The organism is Sphingomonas sp. (assembly GCF_041661885.1).
Taxonomy (GTDB): domain Bacteria; phylum Pseudomonadota; class Alphaproteobacteria; order Sphingomonadales; family Sphingomonadaceae; genus Sphingomonas.
In genome coordinates, this window is the sequence record NZ_JBAZTL010000002.1 from 230,543 (window position 1) to 254,293 (window position 23,751).

19 protein-coding genes (1 of these 19 running past the window's edge) are annotated in these 23,751 nt (G+C 60.9%); 14 read left to right on the forward strand and 5 right to left on the reverse strand.

Annotated features, from left to right (window positions below; translation table 11 throughout):
* Positions 1-6,027: the 5' end (the start) of a tandem-95 repeat protein gene (locus WC704_RS05135; protein ID WP_372888905.1), read on the reverse strand. The gene continues 26,868 nt to the left of window position 1, outside the view; 6,027 of the gene's 32,895 nt are visible here — the first part of the coding sequence; the start codon lies at positions 6,025-6,027; the stop codon falls past the left edge of the window.
* Positions 6,028-6,030: 3 nt separating this feature from the next.
* Between WC704_RS05135 and WC704_RS05140 the strand changes: the two genes are divergently transcribed.
* On the forward strand, positions 6,031-6,369 hold the full coding sequence (locus WC704_RS05140) for a hypothetical protein (RefSeq protein WP_372888906.1): 339 nt from the start codon (positions 6,031-6,033) through the stop codon (positions 6,367-6,369).
* Between the two features lie 391 nt (positions 6,370-6,760).
* Here WC704_RS05140 and WC704_RS05145 read toward each other — a convergent pair whose 3' ends face one another.
* Both WC704_RS05145 and WC704_RS05150 read right to left on the reverse strand, forming a co-directional pair.
* On the reverse strand, positions 6,761-7,498 hold the full coding sequence (locus WC704_RS05145) for a hypothetical protein (RefSeq protein WP_371421277.1): 738 nt from the start codon (positions 7,496-7,498) through the stop codon (positions 6,761-6,763).
* Complete coding sequence (locus tag WC704_RS05150) at positions 7,485-7,799, reverse strand: hypothetical protein (protein WP_371421276.1); 315 nt, start codon at positions 7,797-7,799, stop codon at positions 7,485-7,487. The genes WC704_RS05145 and WC704_RS05150 overlap by 14 nt, the downstream gene beginning before the upstream one ends.
* Positions 7,800-8,569: 770 nt before the next feature.
* Between WC704_RS05150 and WC704_RS05155 the strand changes: the two genes are divergently transcribed.
* The 11 genes from WC704_RS05155 to WC704_RS05205 all read left to right on the forward strand — a co-directional run bounded on the left by WC704_RS05155 (position 8,570) and on the right by WC704_RS05205 (position 19,687).
* Positions 8,570-9,196: a toxin-activating lysine-acyltransferase gene (locus tag WC704_RS05155; protein ID WP_372888907.1), complete on the forward strand. Its 627-nt coding sequence runs from the start codon at positions 8,570-8,572 to the stop codon at positions 9,194-9,196.
* 142 nt (positions 9,197-9,338) lie between these two features.
* On the forward strand, positions 9,339-11,522 hold the full coding sequence (locus WC704_RS05160) for a type I secretion system permease/ATPase (protein WP_371421274.1): 2,184 nt from the start codon (positions 9,339-9,341) through the stop codon (positions 11,520-11,522).
* Positions 11,519-12,982, forward strand: coding sequence for an HlyD family type I secretion periplasmic adaptor subunit (locus tag WC704_RS05165; protein WP_371421273.1), 1,464 nt, complete (start codon positions 11,519-11,521; stop codon positions 12,980-12,982). The genes WC704_RS05160 and WC704_RS05165 overlap by 4 nt, the downstream gene beginning before the upstream one ends.
* Before the next feature lie 44 nt (positions 12,983-13,026).
* Positions 13,027-13,533 carry a hypothetical protein gene (locus tag WC704_RS05170; protein ID WP_371421272.1) on the forward strand — a complete coding sequence of 169 codons (507 nt, stop codon included), beginning with the start codon at positions 13,027-13,029 and terminating at the stop codon, positions 13,531-13,533.
* A 3-nt stretch (positions 13,534-13,536) separates the two neighbouring features.
* Positions 13,537-15,093: a TolC family outer membrane protein gene (locus WC704_RS05175; protein WP_371421271.1), complete on the forward strand. Its 1,557-nt coding sequence runs from the start codon at positions 13,537-13,539 to the stop codon at positions 15,091-15,093.
* A gap of 371 nt (positions 15,094-15,464) precedes the next feature.
* Entirely contained in the window at positions 15,465-16,226 is a 762-nt protein-coding gene (locus WC704_RS05180) for a LuxR family transcriptional regulator (RefSeq protein WP_371421270.1), read from the forward strand.
* Between the two features lie 86 nt (positions 16,227-16,312).
* A complete protein-coding gene (locus tag WC704_RS05185; RefSeq protein WP_371421269.1) occupies positions 16,313-16,936 on the forward strand; it encodes an acyl-homoserine-lactone synthase in 624 nt (207 codons plus the stop codon).
* Positions 16,933-17,817, forward strand: coding sequence for a phytanoyl-CoA dioxygenase family protein (locus WC704_RS05190; RefSeq protein ID WP_372888908.1), 885 nt, complete (start codon positions 16,933-16,935; stop codon positions 17,815-17,817). Before WC704_RS05185 ends, WC704_RS05190 begins: the two co-directional genes overlap by 4 nt.
* Complete coding sequence (locus WC704_RS05195; RefSeq protein ID WP_372888909.1) at positions 17,814-18,419, forward strand: GntR family transcriptional regulator; 606 nt, start codon at positions 17,814-17,816, stop codon at positions 18,417-18,419. Before WC704_RS05190 ends, WC704_RS05195 begins: the two co-directional genes overlap by 4 nt.
* Before the next feature lie 52 nt (positions 18,420-18,471).
* Entirely contained in the window at positions 18,472-18,699 is a 228-nt protein-coding gene (locus WC704_RS05200) for an EexN family lipoprotein (protein ID WP_371421266.1), read from the forward strand.
* A gap of 55 nt (positions 18,700-18,754) precedes the next feature.
* Entirely contained in the window at positions 18,755-19,687 is a 933-nt protein-coding gene (locus tag WC704_RS05205) for a HEPN domain-containing protein (protein ID WP_372888910.1), read from the forward strand.
* A 327-nt stretch (positions 19,688-20,014) separates the two neighbouring features.
* Here the strand turns inward: WC704_RS05205 and WC704_RS05210 are convergent, their stop codons facing one another.
* Positions 20,015-21,031, reverse strand: a complete 1,017-nt coding sequence (locus WC704_RS05210; RefSeq protein WP_371421264.1) for a hypothetical protein — start codon at positions 21,029-21,031, stop codon at positions 20,015-20,017.
* Positions 21,032-21,228: 197 nt separating this feature from the next.
* Between WC704_RS05210 and WC704_RS05215 the strand changes: the two genes are divergently transcribed.
* Both WC704_RS05215 and WC704_RS05220 read left to right on the forward strand, forming a co-directional pair.
* On the forward strand, positions 21,229-21,813 hold the full coding sequence (locus WC704_RS05215; protein WP_209516569.1) for a LemA family protein: 585 nt from the start codon (positions 21,229-21,231) through the stop codon (positions 21,811-21,813).
* A 21-nt stretch (positions 21,814-21,834) separates the two neighbouring features.
* Complete coding sequence (locus tag WC704_RS05220) at positions 21,835-23,220, forward strand: M48 family metalloprotease (protein ID WP_209516572.1); 1,386 nt, start codon at positions 21,835-21,837, stop codon at positions 23,218-23,220.
* Between the two features lie 212 nt (positions 23,221-23,432).
* Here the strand turns inward: WC704_RS05220 and WC704_RS05225 are convergent, their stop codons facing one another.
* Positions 23,433-23,705, reverse strand: coding sequence for a hypothetical protein (locus WC704_RS05225; protein ID WP_209516574.1), 273 nt, complete (start codon positions 23,703-23,705; stop codon positions 23,433-23,435).
* Between the last annotated feature and the right edge of the window lie 46 nt (positions 23,706-23,751).

Genomic DNA, 23,751 nt, shown 5'->3' on the forward strand with positions numbered 1-23,751 from the left:
GCCGATCAGCGTGTCGTCGCCCTGGCGGCCATCCAGGACATTGGGTTGGTCGAGAATGCCGGTGATGATGTTATCGGCGCTGTTCCCGCCCTCGATCTGGAGGAGCTGTTCGATATCGCGCAGCGTAATGACGCTGCCGTCGTAGAATTTGAACTTCTCGACCGCATCCTCGACGCTCAGGAACTGGTTGCGGATCCGCAAGCTATCCGGGAAGGCGATGCCCTGCTCACTCAACACCGTGATGACGAGATCGTTGCCGCTCTTGGTGAAGACGATGTTGTCGCGGGTGATGCCGGGACCGAACTCGACGACATCATCGACGGGCACGTTGGCGCCAGGCCGATCCGGCCAATAAGCGCGCTTGCGATGGTCGACGATGACATCGTCGCCATAGCCGATGTCGAACTTGTAGCGATCGCCGCCATCGCCGCCGATCAGCGTATCGTTGCCGCCGCGGCCATCGAGCAGCTCGCCGAAGTCGGACCCGGTGATCGTGTCGTCGCCATTGGTCCCGACAAGGTCGAGGTCCTCCGGGTTGACGTCGGTGAAGCTGATCGTGCGGTCGGTGAACTCGAAATATTCGACGGCGTCATGCTGGCCGTCGTCGCGCACATACTGGTTCTGCAGCACCAGCTGCTCGCCGGTATCCTTGATCGTGATGATAAGGTCTAGCGCGGTGCGGGTGAAGGTGACGTCGCTCGACGACAGGCCCAGCATCTGGACGCTTTCGTCGCCGGACGTGTCGATGATCGTGTCATGGCCATAGCCGCGCGAGAAGACGTAGCGATCGTCGCCGCTCAGGCCTTCGAGGATGTCGTTGCCGGCACCGCCGTCGATCGCATCGCGGATGCCCTCGAAGCCATAGATATGATCGTCGCCGGCGGTCTTGGCGATGTCGACATAGTGCTGGAGCAGTTGCAGGTACGACCATTGCGTGCCGTCGGCGAACTGAATGTTCTCAATGAGGTTCACATAGCCGACGAGGAAGATTTCCTCGAGGAAATCCTTGAGAATCACCTGGTCGGTGGTGCCCTTCACCTGCAGGGTCAGCGTGTCGGACGCGCCGGCGCGCAGGAAGTCGAAATCGGTCCAGCGCAGGTCGTCAGTGAATTTGAGCAGGTCGTCCTTGGGACCGAAAAGTGACGAGGAGAGATCGTTATCCTCGATCACATCCTGGCCGTAATCCTTGCCATAGATGTAGGTGTCGAAGCCCTGGAGACCGGTCAGGTAGTCGTCGCCCTTGCCGCCATCGAGGGTGTTGTCGTTGAGCATGCCATAGATGGCGTCGTTGCCATCGGTCTTGGCATTGGCGAGCACCTGCTCGACGATCTGGGTGAAGTCGAGGCTCGTGCCATCATCGAATACAAAGCGTTCGATGAGATTGGGCGCGACATAATCGAGCCCGGCATTGCCGCCCAGCGCATCCGAGAAAATCCCGAGATTGAGCCGCACGCCGCCGAACTGGCCGACGATCTCGATCGTGTCCGAGGTCGGATTGCCGTCCTTGTCGAGGATAACGATCTTGAGATTTTCGCTTGCGCCATCGCGGATCAGGCGGAGGTCGTCTGCCGTGATATCGCCCTTGAATTGCAGGAAATCGATGCCCGCCTTGACCGGTCCGAACGAGAACGTGCCCTCATCATCAATGACATCCTGGCCATCGCCGCGTTCGTAGATGTAGAAGTCGCCGCCAGCGCCGCCGGACAGATAATCATTACCCTTACCACCCCAGAGCACGTCCCCCGTGCCTGAACCGATGATGGGATCGTCGTAGGCTCCCGCGGCTCTAGCTTTGTCGACAACCTCAACAGCGAGACGCGTGCGATCCCAGACCACGCCATCAGCGAAGACGATCGCGTTGACTCCGCTATCCAGCTGTGTGCCGTTGGTGAGATAATCGTTGAGTTCGCCCAGGAACTGGTCACGCACGCGGATAGTGCGATTGCCGAACGTCAGGATCAGGTCCTGGCCATCGCGCCGGGCCGTAACATCGGTCGACATCACGTCGGTAAAGCGTAGCTCATCCGCATCGCCGGCGTCCTGGTCGTAGATGACATCGTTGCCGGAATTCTTGCCGACGAAATAATAGTCCGCCCCGAACCCACCCTGAAGCGTCTGGTCGCCGCCCGTCATGTAGAAGAAGTCTGTGCCACCTGTACCGTTGACGGTGGTATCACCGGCGCCGTGGGTGATGATCCTGGTCTCGTCGATCGAGAGCGCATGGGCTACGCCCTGGATGTCGAGGTCGACGCCGATATTCTCGAACGCCGGCAACAGCATCTGGAAGATGAAGGCTTGGTCGACGGTAAGCGCGCCGCCAAGCACATTGCCGTCGCCCGAGGGATGGTAATCAGGGTAGATCTGCGAGAGAATTTCGTTCCAGTTAGTCAGATAGTCGAGGACCGCATCGTTGGTGTTCGATGTCGGCGCGCTGGCGAAGATGGCTTCGAAGAGCGGTGCGAGTTCGCGATTGGTCGTCGGGCGATAGCTGTCGGACGCGACGTCATAGGTGATGCCCTGCGCGAAGCCCTTTAGGCCACCCTGAAGCGCTAGGCGTACCGCGAAGCGCCTACTTGCCGTGATATATTGCTGCATGACCGGCTGGAGCAGGTCGATGACCGCACTGATGCCCGAAATATAATTGTTAGGATCGGTAGAGAGATTGGCGCTGCCCGTCTGATTGACGGCATAGTCGATATGACCAGTCGTGTTATCGAGCGTCGCCGAGAGGATCTCCGGCCGGAAGTCGATGCCCCCGAGCGACGTCGCGAACTGGAATTCGCCAGGGGTCATGATCTCGACGCGATAGGCGGAATCGTCGGTCGATCCGACTTCATCCAGGTGGTCGAAATCGACCGCGTAGTTGCGCAGGTTGAACTCGCGGCTGTCGCCGGTCTTCCATTCGAGCTGGAGCGCGCGGTCGAGATTGCGTGCCCAGACATAGAAGGTGCCATCCTGGTCGGTGACTTGGACGGTATAATCCACCACCACGCCGTCGGTGATGCGGACGCCGATCCGGTCGACAGGCAGGTTCGCATAGGGGTTGAAGCCGATCTCCTCGCTGCGCCACTCCGTGCCGGTGGGGTGGCCGAGCGCGAGGATATCGTTCTTGGAGGCGTAGCTGGTGTTCGGATCGGAGGCGAGCTTCCAGCTGCCGTCGGATTGCTTGATGCCATAATCGAGCACGACCGCACGGCCGTCCACGATCTTGACCAGATAGGGCGCATCGTCCCGGAACTGAAGCGCGGAGGCGCGATCGGAGGGCGACCAGGTCTGTTCGAGGTGCCAGCCAGCACCTTGGGCCAACACGTCCTGCAACGTTGCCCGCGTGATCGCGTGCCCCTGTGCATCGAGCACCGGCGCACCCGAGGCGAGCGTCCAATAGCCACCTTGAGCGTCCTCGACGTAGACACCGCGGTCCACGAGAGTCGCCTTCCCCTGCGCATCGACGGCCACTAGCACGGGCATCAACTCACGCGTCTGTTCGAGCGCCTGGCCCCACGCGCCGAGCACTGCACCGGCCTGGCCGACCAAGTCCTTCAGATTGGTGCTGGTCATGCCCGCGGCCGTATCTGCCACCAGCTTGGCTAGGCTGATATCGTTGGCCGTCGCGACTGAGAGGTTGGTGATCGTGCCGAAACCTTTGGCATCGATCGTCTGGTCCGACTGCCAAGCGGCCTGGCCGCTCTCACCAGCATAGCGTGTATCTACATCGCTCGAGGCAAAGGCCGCGTCGAACATTCGCCGAACGCTGCCGTTTGACAATGTGACGTCGCCATAGCCGGTCAGCCGGGTGCCTTGCGGCGTGGTAAGATCAAGGGAATTACTCGTAACGCCAAGGGAAACGATGCCGAGATCATTCAGTGACTTGAGTTCGCCATCTTCGGTGATGCCATCACCATTCAGATCCCGCCAAACTTGCAAGCTTCCCCAAACAGCGTCGGCGACAGTGATCCGACCGTCGCCATCGGTGTCGTAGGATGCGAGCTCGGCAAATCCAGATGCGCCGACACCGCCGAACATTTCTGCGATGCTGTCGATCCGACCGTTGCCATTCGCGTCGAGAACCAGGAAGCCATCATCGCTCTTCAGCCAACCAGTGCGCTCGGCGAACCCATCTCCGTCGACGTCAAAGTAGACCTTCGATCCATCCAGGCTCGTCGTCTCGATGCCATCGCCGTCAAGATCGATGATGAGCGGATCGCCATCTTCAAACCAGCGAGCGGTTTTGGCTCTGCTGGCGAGGGCACTTGTGAAACCAACTATATAGTCAATTTGAAGCAGAGATTGCAGAACAATAGCTTGGCCAGCGGTCAATAGGCTCGCACGAAGAAGCGGCCCCGTTACCGCCAGAGCAAGGTCCAGCGGGTTTACTTCCTTGAACGACATCCCAAGTGTGCCATTCTCGGCAAGTGCGGCCTGCTCATAACCCCAGAAGCTCTTCTCCATCTTGAAGTTTTCGACGACCATAACCCCTTGTAGATCAGGGTTCGATGCGCCTCCGGAAGGGGTTCCGTTGATCAATCTGTCGAGACCGGTGAAGATGTTCCCGATCTTGAGCGTACCAACCTGATTTCCGTCTTCGTCGACCCCGGTGGGTGTGAACTGGTAGACGATAAAGGGTAACAGCTTATCGAAGAATATTCCCGCCGCCGCTGCGGCACCGCCAATAGCCCCTGCCAAAGCATTTCCAAAGCCGAACGCATTGAGCGACCCACTTGCCACGGACGAGATAGCACCACCCAAAGCAAAGCTATAAGCGGGGTTGCGATCACCGCCCGTCAGGGCAATACCCTGAAAGACGAGGCGATCGTGAACCTGGGCATCCTTGATCGTAACGTCGGGTGCAAACCAGAAGAGATCCGAATTCGCCTCGCTATCTTCAACCTTGGCGAGCGCGGTTTGTTGGCTCCCGTCGGCATTGAGCAACGGATTCCCGTCAGCATCGAATAGCAGTTTTTCATAGTAGCCGCTTTCAGTGTCACCCCAGATTTCGCCGCGGATTGAAGTGTTGACGATGAAATCGCGACCAATGCCACCACGAACCGAGGATCCAATGCCGCCACTCGCGAGGATGATGTCATTGCCCGCGCCGGCGTCGATGTCGTCCGATCCGCCATTGCCGATGATGATATCGTGTCCGGATGTTCCGGTAATGTGATCATCGCCCGTCGAGGCCACGAACATGTCGACGTGCGCCTGGTCGCCCAAGACTACGGGCGCGTCATAGCTGCGAGGCGCGATCGTGAAATCGCCACCCTGCTGGTCCGTGGTCAAAACCGTGAACCGATCAATCACATGACCATCGGTGGCCTTCCAGAATTTCTTTGCTAATTCGTCAGGAGTCGACACTCCGAGGCGGTTGAGAATTCCATCGAGAGTGTCACCCACCCCCTGCTTGAAGTACAACTCCCGAAACTTGCCAGCGTCGATGGGATCAACCGCACTTGCCTCCAGTGGATCCTTTCCCTTCAGCGCATCCTTCCAGAGCACGCTCGACAGATCGATTGAAAGGATGCTGTCGTTCTCACTGAGAGCAAGTACCCCCTGGCGCACGTCGACGGCACCGGACGGAGTCGAAACCCTCCCTCCTTCCACCTGCTCCACATCATTGAGGGCCAGCGCGCCGGCATATTGGACAGAGATGTCGGCAAGCCATTGCTTGACATCAATCTTCGTCGGATCCGAGAAGAACCCGTTGCTCCGAAACGTAACCGTATTCTCGAAAAAACTGGAATGGGGATCGGATAAAATCCTACCCAACTCGCCAGCGTCGTTGAACATCGACCAAATTGCGGTGTCGCCGAAGGGTTTGGCATCTGACTGCGATGATGGGCCAATCGCCGAATACGCAATAGCATCGCGCAGAACTGCGTTCGCATCGCTACGACCGCTAATATCCTGTGCACTCGAAAGTGTGTTGGAGATGTGCGCATCAAAGAATGCGGTCCACAGCCCCTCCGAGGCACCTTGCCAATCGGTTTCGTTCTCGGCTTTTGCCCACAGCAGTGCGACGAGAAGATCCATGGAGTGACGTTGAAACATGCCAAGCGCATCGTCCCCCGGGTCAAATGCCGGATATTTGCTAATTGGCTGCTCAAACTGTCGTGTCAGGTCGCCGATATCGTTACCGAGTTGTTGCCAAGCATCATTGAATGGCAAAAGACTGAGATCGCTTCCAATCGCTTTTTGAAGATCCCCCGACCGCGCATCGGAGAGAAATTCGCCCTCTACAGAATAGCTGCTAGCCTTGCCGATCTGTGCGGTAATACCCAATTGCTGAGCCTTCAGCATTGCGGCAATACCGAACGGCATATTATCGAAGAGCACGGAGCGACCGCCGGCGACAGCAGCTACGTAACCGGCTAACCCACCACCAAGCGAGTGCCCAGTCGTCGTGACTGTTCCGCCTCCCGCAGCCTGTACGACCGAATCGTAAAATTGTGCGGCCAGTATCGCCTGCGGCGCATTGATGTCGCCGACCGCAAGTCCGTAGCCGTTAAGGATATCACTACCTTCATCGCCAAGCGGATTAACGATGTTCGCATCTGTCCCACGATACGAGATTATTGTCTCACCCGTGACCGCGTTCCGGTAAGCGACCGCATAGAAACCGGCGTTGAGCGCCCTTTGGCCGAACTCATCCGTTGAAGTCGTTAAGATATCCCAGTTTCCGAGCGACCCAATTTCCCCAAGACCTTTGATGCCTGCCCCATAGCCGCGATTATAGGCGTCCATCGCCATAATGGCATAGATCAAGTCAGTCTTTGGATCGTTGGGCATGACTGATCTCCGTAGAAAAAAATTGAGTGTTTATTTGAGCACTAAAAGGAGGATTAGTTGGATCTGGCGCCGACAATCGGCGCGTAAGCGAGCCATCAATACCCTTGAGCCAATCAAGCCGCTTCTCGATCCCGATGGTCACCGGGTCGCTCGTGGTCTCGACCACAACGCGTTTCACCCCAATTGCCACAGGATCGATTCTTTCGACGCTCCTTGGATCGTTAATGTCCCGAAAACGTACCATTACCGGCCAATCCTCACGGCGCACGTCGGCCCGCGCCTTAGTCCAGCGCCCTGCAATCCGGCCCGCGCTTTCAACGATGTCATTCTTGAACTGCGGATCGAGCGCCGCCATGGACATCTGCGCCAGATCACTCCGGAGCGGATCCCCGGTCTTCATCAGCGCGAACACAGGGCCCGTCGGCAAATCGATCACCACCGCCTCGCCCTTGACGCCCCAGTCGCGCGCATGTTCCTCGGGCAGCACCTTGGCGGTATTGGTGTAAGCCCAAACCTGATATACTGATGAACCCGTTTTCATCCCCTGCGGCGTCGCGACCTCTACCGTCATGCGAAAGCGATACTGCGGCGGGGACAGCGGGCCGCAGCCGGTGAGCATCGTCAACCCACCGACCAAGGCCCAAAACGCTTCCCGACGCGCCATCATGTCATCGCCGCTTCCGCGTTCTGATTGTCGTTGCTCATTTCGTGCCACTCCTGAAGTCCCACGCCGGAAGCGGATAAAGCTCTCCGGCGGGTGTTCCGTTGTACCGAAACTTCTCAGCCGCCTGGAGCCACGGCAGTTTTTCGTCGATGCCGGTCGTGATCGCATCGTTGGTCGTTTCGAGCGAAATCCGCCGTACGCCAATCTCTGCAGGATTGACTCGCTCCATGCTTCTCGCGTCGCGGGCATCTCGAAAAGCGACCATAAGTGGCCAATCGACACGCGGTAGGTCAGCTTTGGCGCTGCCAAACCAACTGCCTAACGAGCGCACTGCCGCGACATATTCGTCCACGTTGGCCGGCCGCTTCCCGCCAGACAGTGCTCTGGTTACAGCGGGTTCTAGGTCGAAGCCTTCGCCACTAATAGTTAACAGGACGAACACTCGGCGCCCTGGCAAATCCAGCACCAATGCCTCGCCGCGCAGGCCTCCGCCGCCTGCCCGCTCTTCTGAAAGGACACGCGCGACCTTGAATGCAGTGACCTCACATACAGTGGATCCTGACACAGAGCCCGTGGACGCATTTGCGTCGACCCTCATACGGAAACGATACGAGGCGGGTAAAAGTGAACATCCGCCGAGCACGGCAGCGACGCCGCCGCTCACCAGCAGCGCAGTACTTCCTCGGGTCGCCGCGCCTAACAGTCTGCGCCGTGACATCAAGCCGTGAACCCACGGGAGACTTTGCGCCGCAAAGGGATGAGTCCACGATTAGATGACGCATGGCTACGAGCCGACCCTCGGTGTTGCAAACGTTGTTGCGTGAAAAGCGTGCCGCAGCGATCTCTTAGTGCCGTCATTCCGAGCCCCCTCAATCGCACACGCTATCACGAGCGCCGACTGCCGCAAGCCAGTATATTGATGCCAATTTGGCTTTATATTGAGATTGCGCTTGATTTCCCTTTGAAACCAGCAACACTCTAGGGAGAATCGAATGACGCACAGAGTGCTCGGCGAGCTGTGACACTTAAGTTAAATTGCTATTTATCCTGCGGTCCCACGGGCGGTCTGATGGCAATTTCAGATTTGTCTGCTGTTATTGTTATGATTTAGGGGGTAGTGTGGTGTCGAAAGAAACGAGTGCGAAAGTAACTTCATCCAAATCGGAGGAATCGCCGATGCTCAACGGCGGCGCCAATGGCGTCGAGTCGCCCGCCAATCCCCAGCTCGATCCCGAGGTTGCGAAGAAGATCGCGACGATGCGCTCCCATGTCCGCGAGAGTTTCGGCAAGGTCGTGATGGCGATGATGATGCTGCCGCGCTACCGGCGGCAGTCGCTCGACGATCTCCAGCATCTGGTGCTCGAGCCGCTGATCGCCGATCGCATCGCGATCGCTTATCCATCCGATGCGGCGCAAAATGTGCTTGCCGATGTCGCCGGCGTCGCGATCTGGGCCAGCGTATCGGAGTCGGTCGATGCGACGATCCGCGACCAGATCAAGGCCGGCGTCTTCCCGATCCGCCTGAAGGCTGAGGAATGGAATTCGGGGAGCATCAACTGGCTCCTTGATGTGATCGCACCCAACCCCAAGGCAACGACAAGTGTGATCGCCAATTTCCGGCAGGTCGTGAAGGATGGCGATTTGAGGCTCCATCCGATCATCACCAGACTGGTCGACTCCGAGACGCTCGCCCGCATGGCGCCCAAAAAGGTCGCGGAAGCAAGGCGCGAGGAAGAGACGGTCAACTAAGCCGACGGCGCGCTAGCCTTGTCTCGCGCAGGCTAGCGCGCCGCCCGGCCGGCCGGCGCCCTACCCCCTCCCCGGGCGCCGGCCGTTCGATCCGAATGCCGGCGCTCCCGGTTCTCCTCATCGCTTTCCGTGCTGGCGCTCCATGACGATCACCATTGAAGCTGAACAGGATAAGGGCGATCCCGTCCCGGTTCAGCCGTCGTTCGATACCGCGCTCGTCTGCTTCATCCTGCTGGCGAAGTTCCTCGGTGTCTCCGCCGAGCCGCAGCAGATCGCACACGACCGTGGCAAGGGTGATGCGCCCTATACCTATGCCGACCTCACACGCACGGCCAGGAAACTCGGCCTCGTAGCCAAGACCCGGCTCGCAACGACAGGCGACCTGGTCAAGCTCCCCTTGCCGGCGATCGCCGCCTGCGCGGACGGCAGCTCGATCATCCTGCTCAAGGCAGATACCGAAGGCGATGAACCACGGTTCCTTGTCCAACGGCCAGGCGCCGAGCGGCCGGACATCTGGAGCCAGGCTGAGGCCCGCGACCGGCTGAGCGGGGAAGTCCTGCTGCTCACCTCGCGCGAGAAGATCGCCGGCGTCTCTCGCGCCTTCGACATCAGCTGGTTCATCCCGGCGCTCGTCAGGTATCGCCGCCCCTTGCGCGACGTTTTGGTGGCCTCGTTCTTTCTTCAGGTCATGGGGCTCGTCAGCCCGATCTTCTTCCAGCTGGTCATCGACAAGGTGCTGGTCCACCAGTCAATGACGACGCTCGACGTGCTGGCAATCGGTCTCGCCGTCGTGCTGACCTGGGAGACGATGCTCTCGGGCCTGCGCAACTGGCTGTTCGCCCACACAACCAACCGGGTCGACGCTGAACTCTCCGCGCAGATGTTCCGTCATCTGCTCAACCTGCCGCTCAGTTATTTCGAGGCACGTCGCGTGGGCGACAGCGTCGCACGCGTGCGCGAGCTTGACCGCATCCGCGAATTCCTGACCTCGAACTCGGTCACGGTGGTGCTCGACCTGTTCTTCACGATCGTGTTCTTCGCCGTGATGCTCCTCTATAGCCCGCTGCTGACGCTGATCGTGGTGCTATCCATTCCGGTCTATGTCGTCATCTCGGTCGTGATCACCCCCATCCTGCGCCGGCGGCTCGACGAAAAGTTCAAGCGCGGCGCGGAGAACCAGGCGTTCCTGGTCGAGACGGTTACCGGCATCGGTACCCTGAAGGCGATGGCGGTCGAGCCACAGATGCGCGACAAATGGGAACGCCAGTTCGCGGGCTATACCGGTACCGGCTTCCAGGTCGCGACGCTCGCGACATGGGGCAACCACCTTATTCAGATGGTCTCGAAGCTGACCACGGTCGCGATCCTATATTTCGGGGCAAAGGCGGTGATCGCCGGAGATTTGAGCGTCGGTTCGCTGGTTGCCTTCAACATGCTGTCGGGCCGCGTCTCCGCCCCGATCCTTCGCCTTTCCCAGCTGTGGCAGGATTTCCAGCAGGTCCGGATCTCGGTCGATCGGCTGGGCGACGTGCTCAACACGCCGACCGAACCCGAACACAACCCGAACCGCGCGGCGCTTCCACCGATCAAGGGCCGCGTCCAGTTCGACAAGGTCCGCTTCCGCTATCGTCCCGACGCGCCCGAGGCGCTGCGCGGGATCAGCCTCGACATCGCCGCCGGCGAGATGCTGGGGATCGTCGGGCCGTCCGGCTCCGGCAAATCGACCCTCACCAAGCTGGTCCAGCGCCTCTACATCCCCGAACAAGGACGAGTGCTGGTCGACGGCGTCGACCTCTCGCTTGTCGATCCGGCCTGGCTCCGGCGCCAGATCGGCGTGGTGCTCCAGGAGAACATACTCTTCAACCGATCGGTGCGGGAGAATATCGCGCTCAGCGACCCCACGCTGCCGATGGAACGGGTCATGGCCGCCGCCACGCTCGCGGGTGCGCATGATTTCATTCTCGCCCTTCCTCATGGCTATGACACGATCATCGACGAGCGCGGCAACAACCTGTCGGGCGGTCAGCGCCAACGCATGGCAATCGCCCGCGCGCTGGTCGGCGATCCGCGCATCCTGATCCTCGACGAAGCGACCTCCGCGCTCGATGCCGAGAGCGAGGAGATCATCCAGGAGAATCTGCGCAAGATCGCCACCGGCCGCACGGTGATCATCATCGCCCACCGCTTGTCCGCGGTTCGCCAGTGCAACCGCATCGTGACCGTCGAGGCCGGCGAGATCACCGAACAGGGCAATCATGACGAACTGCTCCGGACAGGCGGTCGCTATGCCCAGCTGTACGCCAAGCAGATGGGAATCGCCGCATGATCGGCGAGGCCATCGGCCGGCGCTTCCCGACGCTCGCACGCCATTGGTCGATCCTGAGGGAATCCTGGTCCCGGCAGAACGAGGCGGACAAGCAGGTCAGGCCGCGATCCGATCATGAATTCCTGCCGGCCGCGCTCGAGATCATCGAGAAGCCCGCAAGCCCGGGCATGCGCGTGCTGCTCTGGATGCTGTGCAGCCTGTTCACGATCGCGATCGTGTGGGCCTGTATCGGCAAGGTCGATGTCGTCGCGGTGGCAAGCGGCAAGGTCGTGCCGGCGAGCAACGTCAAGGTCATCCAGCCACTCGAGATCGGCTCGGTCCGTGCGATCTATGTCCGCAATGGGCAGCACGTCCGCAAGGGCCAGTTGCTGGTCGAGCTCGACCCGACGCTGGTTCGCGCCGATGAGGCGCAGGCAAGTCGCGCCAGGCTGTCGGCCGACATCATCGCTGCGCGCAACGATGCGCTGCTGGCCCATCTCACCGACGGGTCCGACACGTTCCGGGCCCCGCCCGGCACGCCGGCGGACGTGGTGCGAACCCAGGACCGTTTCGTGCGAACCGCGATCGCTCAATATGAAGCGGAGCGCGCAGGCCTCGTGCAGAACCGCGCCGAGGAAGCCGCAAACCTGGCCGGCGCGCTCGCCGAGGTTTCGAAGCTCCAGGAAACCTTGCCGCTCATCGACGAGCAGATCCATGCCCGGGAGCAACTTCTCGCCAAGGGCTATTATTCCAGGCTGAAGCTCGCGGAATATCAGCAGTCGCGCATCGAACACGTCAAGGATATCGACGTCCAGCAGGCCAATGCCGCCAAAGCGCGCGCGGCGATCGCCAATATCGATGCGCAGATACAGAAGCTGCGCGAAACCTTCGGCAAGGACGCGGTCACCGCACTCAGCGACGCGAGCGACAAATCCGCGCTGGCCGCACAGGATCTCCGTAAGGCAGGACAGCGCCGAATCTTTCAGCAGTTGCGTGCGCCCGTCGACGGCACCGTGCAGCAGCTTGCGATCGCAACAGTCGGCGGCGTCGTGCAGCCGGCCCAACCGCTGATGGTGATCGTACCCGACGACAGCGAAGTCGCGGTCGACGTGATGATCGCGAACAAGGATATCGGCTTTGTCCATGAGGGCGAGCCGGTCCGGATCAAGCTTGAGGCGTTCCCTTTCACCGACTTCGGCTTGATCCAGGGTCGGGTCGAGAGCGTGAGCAGGGATGCGATCGAGCAAAACTCGCAGCAACCCGCGCCAGGCCAGCCGCCGCAACGAGCCCCGCAGCCGTCGCTGGTCTATGCGGCACGGATCCGGCTCGACCAGAAGACGCTGCGCATCGCTGGCCGCGATCAACCGATCGGACCGGGCCTCGCCGTCCAGGCCGAGATCAAGACAGGCGAACGCCGGATCATCAAATATCTGCTCTCGCCAGTGACCCAGGCACTGGATGAGGCAGGGCGGGAACGCTGACGACGGATCGGCAAGCGTCAGGAACATCGGAGGAAAGGCACGAGGTGAAGATTGCAGGGATCCCGTTCGGCTTCATCCTGGTTGCGGCGGCAACGCTTGCGCCGTCGCCGGCGTTCGCCAAGCGTGCGTTCAGCCAGGATGGGTGGCGGCTTGTAATTAGGGATGACCGTTTCACGGGCCAGATCGCTTGCCGGCTCTCCTCGACCAATCATCATATGCGCTACCAGCCCGGCGCTGTTGGCTTCTTCGTCGGTCATCGTCACGACACGCTGGCCGCATGGTATCGTGTAGACGGCGGGGCGCCGGTTCGTTGGCAGGATCGCAGCGCCGCACTGATCGCCGCAGGCGTGAAGATCGACAGCCCTGACCTCGATGACGTGACGGGCGGCTGGATATGGATCCCGGTCGACGAGGTTCAACGCGCAAGCCTCGTGGCTATCCGTCCCGGCGACAGGGCGCGCACCCGGCATTTCCATCTGAGAGGATTTGCCGCCATGCGCGAGGCAGCAACCCGTCTTGGATGCAGCTCCAACGATATCTTCCGGTTATAACCGATGCGGATCGGATCTACGGCATTCCTCGCTTCGGCCATTGCGCTCGCGGTCGCGGCGCCAGCTCATAGTCAAACGCTCGCCGAGGCGATCGCCGAAGCCTATCGCACGAATCCGACGATCGAGGGCAGCCGATACGACCTGGATGCTGCCGACGAAGGCTTGCCCCAGGCGAAGTCGCAACTGCGGCCAAGCGCAGAGATCGACGTCACCGGCACCTCTGAGCGCTCGATAGAAGGTCGCGCATCACGGCGTTCGAATCCGTTTAGTCCGGAATCGTCGAACCGGGATACGAACCGGGCCGAGTTCACGGTATCGCAGCCGCTCTATACCGGCGGGCGAGCAACAGCCGCCCGCGACTCCGCGATTGCCGCGATCAGATCGAGCCGCGAACAATTGCGCGGCGCGGAAGGCGACCTCGTGCTCGCCGTGATCACCGCCTATGTGGATGTCCGCCGGTACGAACAATCGTTGCGTATCTGGCGTGCGAGCACGGATGAGCTGACGAAGATCACCCAGGAGATCCAGGATCGCTACGATGTCGGCGATCTCACCTTGACCGACGTGTCGCAAGCCCGGGCGCAGCTGGCGATTGCCAAACAGCAGATTGTCACGGCCGAGCAGGCACTGGAGGCTGCACGAACGGACTATGCAGTCTTGGTCGGCCGTGAACCGGGCGAATTGGCCGAGGTGCCTGCCCTGCCCAATCTGCCGCGCCGTGTCGAAGATGCCTTTGCGCTGGCCGAACGCCAGAACCCGGAGCTTGGCCGGGCGGTCTTCACCGAGGAGCAATCACGCGCCGATATCGCTGCGGCCAGGGCACAAGGGAGCCCGACCGTCACCCTGCGCGGCAGTGCCGCCCTAAATGGGGACGCGGTGCCCTATAGGCTGCGTGACCAGGACCAAAGCTATACGGGCAGCCTCGTCCTTTCGATACCGCTGAGCGCGGGGGGACTCGTTGCCTCGCGTGTCCGCGAAGCCCAGGCCCGCAACGGCTCGGCACGCGTCAGGATCGAAGCAACTCGCCGCGAGGTGGACCGCGCCGTCGCAAACGCCTGGAATCAGATGGTGACGGCCGACCGCGTCTCCAGTCTCCAGGAGGAACAGCTCCGCTTCGCGGAAACCCAGCTCGACGGAATGGTGAACGAATATCGGATCGGCGACCGTTCGACCTTCGACGTCCTCTATGCACAACAGCAACTTCGCGACGCGCAGGTGTCGCTGCTGGCGTCCGACCGTGACCGCTACATCGCCCAGGCCACCGTTTTGCGCGAGGCCGGGATGCTCGAGATCCGCGCCATCATGAGCGGTGTGCAGCTGCACGATCCGGCGAAGAATCTGCGGCGCGTGGAGAACCGAAACAGCGTGCCCTGGGAGGCGCTACTCGCGGGCCTGGACAGAGCCGGAAAGCCATCGGCCAAGGTACGTTTGCGCAAACAGCCGCCGACCACCGGTCGAACGCCACGCATCGCGCCGATCTCAAGTGGAGCGAGGGACACGCCCAGGCTTTCGCGGTCTTTGCCGCGGGCGTCGGCTGATCCTGCGACCGGCAAGCCCTGAACCAGCCATGGACCCCATGACACATATCATGATGCTCAAGCCCACCTCATTTGCTCAACCGGCTTCAGCCAGGCTCGCCCCGCCGCCCCGCCGCCCCGGGCGCACGCTTGAGATGCGAAAGAACCGTTCCGGGGAAAGTGCTGCACCCTCAGAGAGCGTTGAACGGAAAAAGCAAATCAGGGAGGCATGCTTCCCCATAAGCGTCGACACTGTGTCGACCGTCGGCAGGCTGCGGCGTTCAGATGCAGTATCGAGCCGGCGACAAGCTGGCTACCGGAGCGCCGTGAGAATCGCCGCCGGTAGCCCTCGATACGGAAGGCGGCTGGCGAGACCAGCGGATTGGGACGGCCCTCGCCGCCGAACGATGGAGTATGCGTCTTGCTGTAGCTGAACCTATCATCCGCGCGCTGGCCGATTCACGGGCGGTAGACGATATTCGAGAGATGCTGGCGCGGGGCGCGCGCGAGCTTGGCTTCGACCATTTCGCCTTGAACCTGGACTTCGCCCACGGGCCCGAGGAGGGTACGAGCCTCCTTTTCCACGACTATCCATCCGCCTGGGCCGAAACCTATGTCGCATTCGACCTTGGTAAAACGGATCCGATCCGCCGTGCCGGCGATCAGCGGATGCATGGCTTCCCCTGGTCGAACGTGTCCGACATCATCCCCCTGACGAGCAGCGAAGTCAGGACATTCAGGACCGGCCAACATCATGGCCTGGTCGACGGCTACACGATCCCCAGACATTTGCCGGGTCAGGCCTCCGGCACCTGCACGTTCGCGCTCGGTCCCGATGGCCGGCTGCCCGTTGCCATGCTGGATGTCGCGGAATTGGTGGGTGCGGCGGCTCTGGCGGCAACCTGGCGCCTCGCTCGTCACGGTTTCGTCCCACGCTGGCGACGACCAACCGACCGCCAGCGTGATTGCATCCTGTGGGCCGCACGCGGCAAGACCGATTGGGAGATATCGCGGATCCTGGGCATCAGCCACGGCACGGTGATCCAGCACCTCAAGGAGGCGCGCGAGCGCTATAATACGCGTAAGCGCGCTTCGCTGGTCGTGTGCGCGCTTTTTGACGGGTTGATCAGTTTCTCCGACATTTTCCGATGGTGGTACACTCAGGGCGGCGGCTGAAGGCGTCACCCCCTCCCCATTTCTTGGTAGGGGTACAGCTCGCGTGTTCGTGATTTTCTCCCGTCGTTTCCAACGGGAGAAATCAGATGCTCTTAGCGACCCGCGAGCATGATGCGCTGAGCGAGGCGACGGCGATCCGCGCCATGTTCAAGGCCCGGAAGGAGGTGTTCGTCGATCTGCTAGGCTGGGACCTGCCGGTACTGGCCGGCGAGTTCGAAGTTGATCAGTTCGACGACCCTTGGGCCGATTATCTTATCCTGACGTCGCCCGATGGGGCGCATCGCGCATCGGCCCGGCTATTGCACACCGATCGCGAGCACCTCCTGGGCGGCATCTATCCCTATCTCTGCGCCAATGCGGTGCCGAGTGGCCCAACCATTCGAGAGATCACGCGTTTCTGCCTCGACCGGCATCAGCGTGCCGGGGAGCGACGCATCGCTCGCAATCAGCTGGTCTCCGCACTCACCGACCACGCGCTCCGCAATGACATCACGGACTATACCGGCGTCGCCGATATTGGCTGGTTCGAGCAGATCCAACAGTTCGGATGGGACTGCGAACCACTCGGAAAGCCTCTATTGCATGGCGGCCAGTGGCTGATTGCCCTGCACATCGTGATCGGTGACGATACGCCGGATCGGCTTCGCCAAACCGGCATCTATGAGCCGGCGACCCTCACGCTCTTCGCCACCGAAGGCGCGATGCAATGACCGGCCGAGAGACTGGCGCTAGCGCGACGCGGTCGTGGGCTGAAGCATTGAGGGAGGAAGGATATTGCATCATCCCGGATCTGGTACCCGGCGATACGATCCGGGAACTTGAACGGGATCTGGAGCCGGATTTCGCCGCAACGCCCTTCTGCCAGGGCCGCTTTTACGGCGCGCGAACGAAGCGCTTTGCGAGCCTGCTGCGCCGGTCGCCCCATGCGGCGGCCTTGATCGCGAACCCGACGATCATCGCGCTGGCCGAGCAATTGCTCGGAGACGCGTGCGACTGCCTTCAGCTCAATGTCGCCCAGGCAATCGAGATCCATCCCGGCGAGGTCCGGCAATTTCCTCATCGCGATCATGATATGTGGCAGGGCGCAAAGGGCGACCACGAGTATCTGATCAATGTCATCTGGCCGCTCACACCATTCTCGCGCGAGAATGGCGCGACGCAGATCTACCCCGGCAGCCATGGTCGAGACGGGATGGCGAAGGACGATCTGGGGGCGCCGGTCGCGGCCGAATGCGGGCCGGGGTCGGCCATCTGCTTCCTCGGGTCCACAGCGCATGGTGCCGGCGCCAATGAAACGCCGCTCGCACGACGTGGCATCGTCGTCGGCTATTGTCTCGGATGGCTCAAACCCTATGAGAATCAATGGCTGGCCTATCCGCCCGACATCGCACGATCGTTCCCGCCGGAGATCGCGGGGCTGGCGGGGTATCGACAGCATCGCCCCAATCTCGGCAATTATGAAGGCCAGTGCCCGTCGCTGCTGCTCCGGGACGACGTCCCCCAGCATATCGGTGCCGTCGATGCGTTGCGCCCGGATCAGGAAGCAATGCTGGCGGACTACGCCGATGTCGTCGCGGAGCAATCCGGATGAGCCCCGCCCATGTGCTGGAGCCCACCTATGACACGCTGCGCCGCCGTCTCCTGATGGGGGCATGGCCCGCCGGGCAGCGGCTCGAAGCCGCGCGCCTGGCGGCTGATCTGGGCGTGAGCATCACACCCGTTCGCGACAGCCTTAACCGCCTGACCGGGGAACGGCTGATCGTCTCCCAGCCGGGTGATGGCTTCCATGTGCCGAGGCTGGACGAAGCCGGCCTGCGCGGATTGCTCGACTGGCACCATGCGATCGTGACGATGGCGCTCGGCCGTGAACGGGCCGGGCGTCCGGACGAATTTCAGCTCACAGGCGGTGATCTGCCGGAGCGCAGTGCCCACCTGTTCGCCTCGCTGGTTGCCCGGGCGAGGGACGAGGAGCTTGACTGGGCGATCGAGAATGCCGCCGCGAGGCTGGGGCGTTTTCGCCACCACGAGGCGGCGGTGCTTGCCGAGGCGGACAAGGATGTCGGTGCAATCGAGCGAATGATGGATGAGGCGGATAGTCCCGGCTTGCGCGCGGCCATCGATTATCATCATGATCGCCGCCGATCGGCAGTCGATCAGCTTATCGCGGCGTCACGTGGCGGCCAGATCATTTGACGCCGGGTCGACCGGCATCGGCTGCGGTGGACCCGCATTTGGGAGAGAAGAAATGAAATCCGTTCTGTGGATCGGGCTTATCTGCGCCGCAGGTCTTGCTGGATGCGCCAAGCCGGCTTCGCGCAGCACGCAATTTTTCGAGGCTCATATCGATGAGGCGCGGCGGGTGGACGCCGCGTGCAGAAGTGGCTCGGCAGGTGGTGACGAGTGCGGCAATGCGAGCATTGCCGTCCAGGAAGCGGACGCGAAAGAACGGTTCAAGCGCTTCGTTGGAAAGTGATGCGGGTCCTCATTGGCGGATGCATCGACCGACAAGGGTTGCTAGGCTGTTCCCGATGCGAACTGACCTTGACCATCTGTCGGCTGACAAACAGCGCGAGCTCGAACGCGTCGTTCGGATGATCTTCGAGGAGTTCGAGGACGCGCTGGCGCTGGCCAAGCACCAGTGGAAGAAGCGTGGGCGGATTGAGAAGATCATCCTGTACGGGAGCTATGCGCGGGGCGAGTTCCGCGACGAGCCGACGAGCCGCCAAGGCTATCAATCCGATTTCGACATCCTGATCATCGTAAACGACAAGAGGCTCACGTCCCGCGTCGATTACTGGCTGAAGCTGCAGGACCGGCTGATCCGCGAGCTGACGATCACACACAGCCTGCGCACGCCGGTCAATTTCATCGTTCACACACTCCAGGAGGTGAATGACGGCCTCGCGCATGGCCGCTATTTCTTCATGGACGTGCGGCAGGACGGGATCGCGCTTTATCAGATTGACGATAGCGAACTGCATACCCCCAAGCCCAAGACGCCCCAGCAGGCGTTCGACATGGCACGGGAGTATTTCGACGTGTGGTTTCCTTCGGCAATGAAGCGCTTCGAAGGCGCAAAATTTTATCTCGATAAAGAATATCTGCGAGACGCCGCCTTCGACCTGCACCAGACTGCCGAACGCCTGTATCACTGCGTCTTGCTGACGGTGACCTTCTATACGCCGCACGTTCACAACATTGAGGCGCTACGCGGCCGGGCCGAGACCCTTGATCGGCGTCTCGTAGAGGCGTGGCCGAGGGAAACAAAGGCGGACGAGCTGCTGTTCGGAAAGTTGCAGGAAGCCTATGTGAAAGCCCGCTATTTCCGGCACTATCAAATCACGACCGAGCAACTCGAGTGGCTCACCAGCCGCGTGGAAATGCTGGGCGGGATCGTCCTTGCGATCTGCACCGAGCGCCTTGCCGCGCTCGAGCAGGCGGTCGCGGAGAAGGGACCGTAGGCTTCGGCTGGGATGCGGAAACAGCCCGATCCCGTTTGAATGCGCCTTCAAATTGAGGTGGTTTTCAACAAGGTGACGACTCATCCTCGCGACGATTTAACGATCCTGACCCTCCACGTACTGGGGGACAACCAACGGAGCAAATGGCGATAGCTGGTGGGGTGCGGTCGGGCAGGTTTCGGGAGATCGATGACAATAGCTGCCAGATCCGCAAGGCGCGCGGGGGTCTGGGCCGTACTGCGCCTCGTCCTGAAACGCTCGGCATCCGATGGGCGTTAGCGCGATTCCAAAAATTTCACGGGACGTGATTCCCGGTAGCAAGTTCCCCTATCGTGAGACCTTGCGTCCGAACCCTTTGCGCGGCGATTGGTCGGACTGCAAGTCGGGACGGGTCACTGCAACGATCTGTTCTCGTTCGGCCAGGTGACGGGCGATTATCGCGTCCGGATCGAATCCGTCGCGTGGATCTCCCCCCGGCGTGACCTTGGGCAGAATTGGCGATGGGGCAGGCGCCGCCTGTTGCCGCCATGAAGGCACGGTGACCCCGCCGGCGGCTCGACAACTGACCAGCTTGGTGATGAGCGCCGTGAGTTCTTCCTCGTCGAGTCCGAGCAGTCCGATGGGGACGAGCAGACGCGTCGGACCACCCATGCTGTTCCGCGTCGCCTCAATCACGACGTTTTGCCGCGTCCCCGCCGCGAAGCGCACCTTGAGATCGAACATCGAACTCGTGTGGACGTAAATGTCGTCGGCATCGTTCCAGAGCATCCGGCTTTCGCCTAGGAGGCCTTGAACGACGACCGCCTCCGCATCGAAACGAACCACGGTCCGGTCGCCGAAGATCCGCGCGACAAGCAGCACGGCTTGCGCGAAGAGGATGATGCCGATGACCGTCACGGGGACGTGGAGACCGCCGAAGGCGTTTGCGAACACGAACATGAGCAATGCCGGGATCGCGAGCGTCGCTGCATGCCGCCCAAGAGCCTCGATGGAGCATTCATAGGTGCCTGATTGCAAGCCCACACCCCGCAATGGCTGGGCTGGTTGGGGTTTGCGGTCGTGAAGCAGGCTTTCTCGCTTCTCGGGACCACGAGCCCGCCGGTTCCATCCGACAGCGACCAAGGCGATCAGTCCCAGGACCCACATCCAACGGTTGCCCGCGAGATAGGGGAGCAGTGACATCAGAAGACCAAACCCGAAGATGATCATCAGGTAGGTGTGGAGGACCTTCCTTGCGCCCTGACCGATCCCCTTGCTGCCCTCGATGGCAACCTTTCTGGTCTCGCGAAGGGCGGTGACGGCAGCTCCCTCGCGGAAGTCTTTCTCTGTCGGCTTGCGGATCATTGGCACTCTCCCTGTCGGATCGCGGTGCCGCATCCGCTGGAAAACCGGTTCGAACACGATGCTTGCACAAATCGACTTGGGATCGGTTTCGTCGGCGAGACTTAAAATGACGTAAAACCGTTAAGCGTCTTCCCGTCAAAGTTTTATAAAGCAACGCGCCTTATCGGTCCTCCCATATCAAAGGGAGGAAACCAAATATGGATATGCTTTGGTGGGTGCTAGGCGGCACATTCGTCGTGATCGGTCTCGCGGCCTATATCATCTTCCGGGTGTATACGAGGACGGGCAACACGCTGATCGCTCTGGATCAGCGGTGTGACACCGCTCTGGCGGACGTCGACGTCCATCTGAAGCATCGCCATAATTTGATCCCCGGTCTGGTGGAGGTAACGAAGGGCGTCGCCAAGCACGAGCAGGAGATCATCCTCGGCATCACGACCGCACGGGCCCAGGCGCTCGGCATGGTAGCGCCGGCCGTGCGCCTGGAAGCAGAAGGCAATCTCACCGCGCAGATCAGCACGCTCTTGTCCGCAGTCGAGAAGTATCCAGACCTGCGCGCGCTCCCGGAATTCACGCAGCTCCGTCAGCAGCTTGTGGACTGCGAAAACCGGATTACGGCGGCTCGGCGGTTCTACAATCTGGCGATCGAGGAATATAATACCGTGATGCGCCAGTTCCCCGGCAGTTTTGTCGCGCAGAGGCGCAGCATGAGCGGCCGCCAAGCCTTTGGCCTGGGCGTCGAACGAACTACGGTCGACAAGCCCGTCGCGATCGCTTTCTGATCTGATGCCAGGGCAATTCGCGTGAGCGAGCCGACAGGGCTTTATGGCTGGATCCGGAGCAACGATGGTCGGTCGACGACATTGTTCGTCGGCTTCCTTCTCGCGATCCAGCCGATCGCGGCACTCGCGCTGTTCCTGCCTTTGGCTCTCGTCGACCCGGAACATGCGCCATTCCTCGACTGGACTGGCTATGCGACGCGCTACATGCTCCTGGTCGCGCTGGCGTCGGTCATCTGGTTCGCTTGCCAGATGTTCTGGCATATCGAGACCGTAAAGCGCGCCATTGGCTTCGAATTTATCGACGACAGCGAGGAGCCGCGCTTATGCCGGCTGATCGAGCCGCTGATCATGATGCTGGGATTGCCCATCCCCTATGTAGGGGTGATCGCGTCTCCGGCTCTGAATGCCTTCGCTTGCGGCATCGGGCGCAAGAAAGCCGTAGTCGTGGTGACGCGAGGCCTGATCGACAGCCTCGACGACGACGAGCTTTCCGCCGTCCTCGCGCACGAGCTCAGCCATATCAAGAACGGCGATATCCGACTGATGGCGGCGGCCAACATCTTCATGTCGGCGCTGACGCGGCTTCATCAAAACAACCCGCTCAAGCTCACCGTCGTCCATGCGCTCATGGCGATCGCCGTGCCGGCGATCCTGCCACTCGCTCTCGCCGCGACGTTCGTCGGCCATCTGGCGCTGCGAGTAGGGCAGGTCTCGCGATTACTCATCGCGTCATCGCGCGAATTCATCGCCGATGCGGAGGCTGTCCAGCTCACCAAGAATCCGGCCGCGCTCGCGGCGGCATTGGTCAAGGTCGAGCATGACTATCACGTCGAGGGTGCCCGGACTGAAGACGATGCGATGATGATCGCCGGTGATACCGAGGGAAGCAATGCGACCCACCCGACGGTCGTCCAGCGCGTCACAGCACTTGCGCGCACGACGGGATCGATGGTGTTCAATGCTCCATCCGCCTCGCGGGGATTCGGTCGCGTGGCGCGTTCTGCAACGCTGGAACAAGCGGAGGCCGCGGCGTTGCTGCGCCGGTTGCCGCCGACACGGGCGATCTCCCGCGTGCAAGCTCAGGCGCGAGAGAACTTCACGGGACTGACGCGCAACGGCGTACTGTTGGCGGCGGCTACGCTTTTCAGTTTGATGTGCATCCATGCCTCTGAACTCGACAATCCTCGCGCGATCGCGGCGAAGTTCGACGTTCGACCACTCGGTCTCGTGCTGGGGATGCCGTTCGCCTGCCAGTATTTCCCAAAGGGAGAAACCTGCACGAAAAGCCTGGATAGCAGAAGCTATCGCGACTTCGAAGGACAGAAGAATACCCTCGCTGGCTGGCTCGCCAGCGTGAACAAGGATCAGAATAACCAGGATGGGGCCGCCGGGTCTCCGGTGAAATAGTGTCGGAGCAGCGGCGATCTTGATAGATCTCGTGCCGATCCAAGAACGAATGTTGATTTTCGAGAAATACAAAAGCTCGCATGGATAGTGAAATCTGGTGGGAAAGGGGCCGGATCCTCACAGGACCGCCTAGGCGATAGCGATCACTTCACCGCGTAGAAAAATCCTGTTGGAAAGATGCTAATTTGAGATCGATGGGAACCTGAAATCTATCAGATTTTCACCAATTTCGAACTGATTATAACAGCTGGCATCAGAAAAAGCAGACCGGCGATCATCAAGTTTTGATGCGGTTTAATCAGGAGTTGAACTGCAATCACAATGCAAGCCACGGCGGCAGCGGCGAAGACGCCGATGAGTGCAAAAGTTGTCCAATGATATGCACCGAGCATAAGAATAAACCCTATCCCGAGCGAACCCGAGCCGTATGTGGCCGCCGCTGCGAACAGGAAGAGACCTTCGACTATGGCGAGAAGGCGCATCATGACTAGCGGCGTAAAATGGCGGAGTTAAAATCTTGTTCCTCCAATC

Excerpts from the sequence above, each read along its gene's own strand:
- WC704_RS05160 (WP_371421274.1), top strand. The coding sequence starts at position 9,339 with ATGACGATCACCATTGAAGCTGAACAGGATAAGGGCGATCCCGTCCCG.
- WC704_RS05165 (WP_371421273.1), top strand. The coding sequence starts at position 11,519 with ATGATCGGCGAGGCCATCGGCCGGCGCTTCCCGACGCTCGCACGCCAT.
- WC704_RS05175 (WP_371421271.1), top strand. The coding sequence starts at position 13,537 with ATGCGGATCGGATCTACGGCATTCCTCGCTTCGGCCATTGCGCTCGCG.
- WC704_RS05180 (WP_371421270.1), top strand. The coding sequence starts at position 15,465 with ATGCGTCTTGCTGTAGCTGAACCTATCATCCGCGCGCTGGCCGATTCA.
- WC704_RS05185 (WP_371421269.1), top strand. The coding sequence starts at position 16,313 with ATGCTCTTAGCGACCCGCGAGCATGATGCGCTGAGCGAGGCGACGGCG.
- WC704_RS05190 (WP_372888908.1), top strand. The coding sequence starts at position 16,933 with ATGACCGGCCGAGAGACTGGCGCTAGCGCGACGCGGTCGTGGGCTGAA.
- WC704_RS05195 (WP_372888909.1), top strand. The coding sequence starts at position 17,814 with ATGAGCCCCGCCCATGTGCTGGAGCCCACCTATGACACGCTGCGCCGC.
- WC704_RS05200 (WP_371421266.1), top strand. The coding sequence starts at position 18,472 with ATGAAATCCGTTCTGTGGATCGGGCTTATCTGCGCCGCAGGTCTTGCT.
- WC704_RS05205 (WP_372888910.1), top strand. The coding sequence starts at position 18,755 with ATGCGAACTGACCTTGACCATCTGTCGGCTGACAAACAGCGCGAGCTC.
- WC704_RS05210 (WP_371421264.1), bottom strand. The coding sequence starts at position 21,031 with ATGATCCGCAAGCCGACAGAGAAAGACTTCCGCGAGGGAGCTGCCGTC.
- WC704_RS05215 (WP_209516569.1), top strand. The coding sequence starts at position 21,229 with ATGGATATGCTTTGGTGGGTGCTAGGCGGCACATTCGTCGTGATCGGT.
- WC704_RS05225 (WP_209516574.1), bottom strand. The coding sequence starts at position 23,705 with ATGATGCGCCTTCTCGCCATAGTCGAAGGTCTCTTCCTGTTCGCAGCG.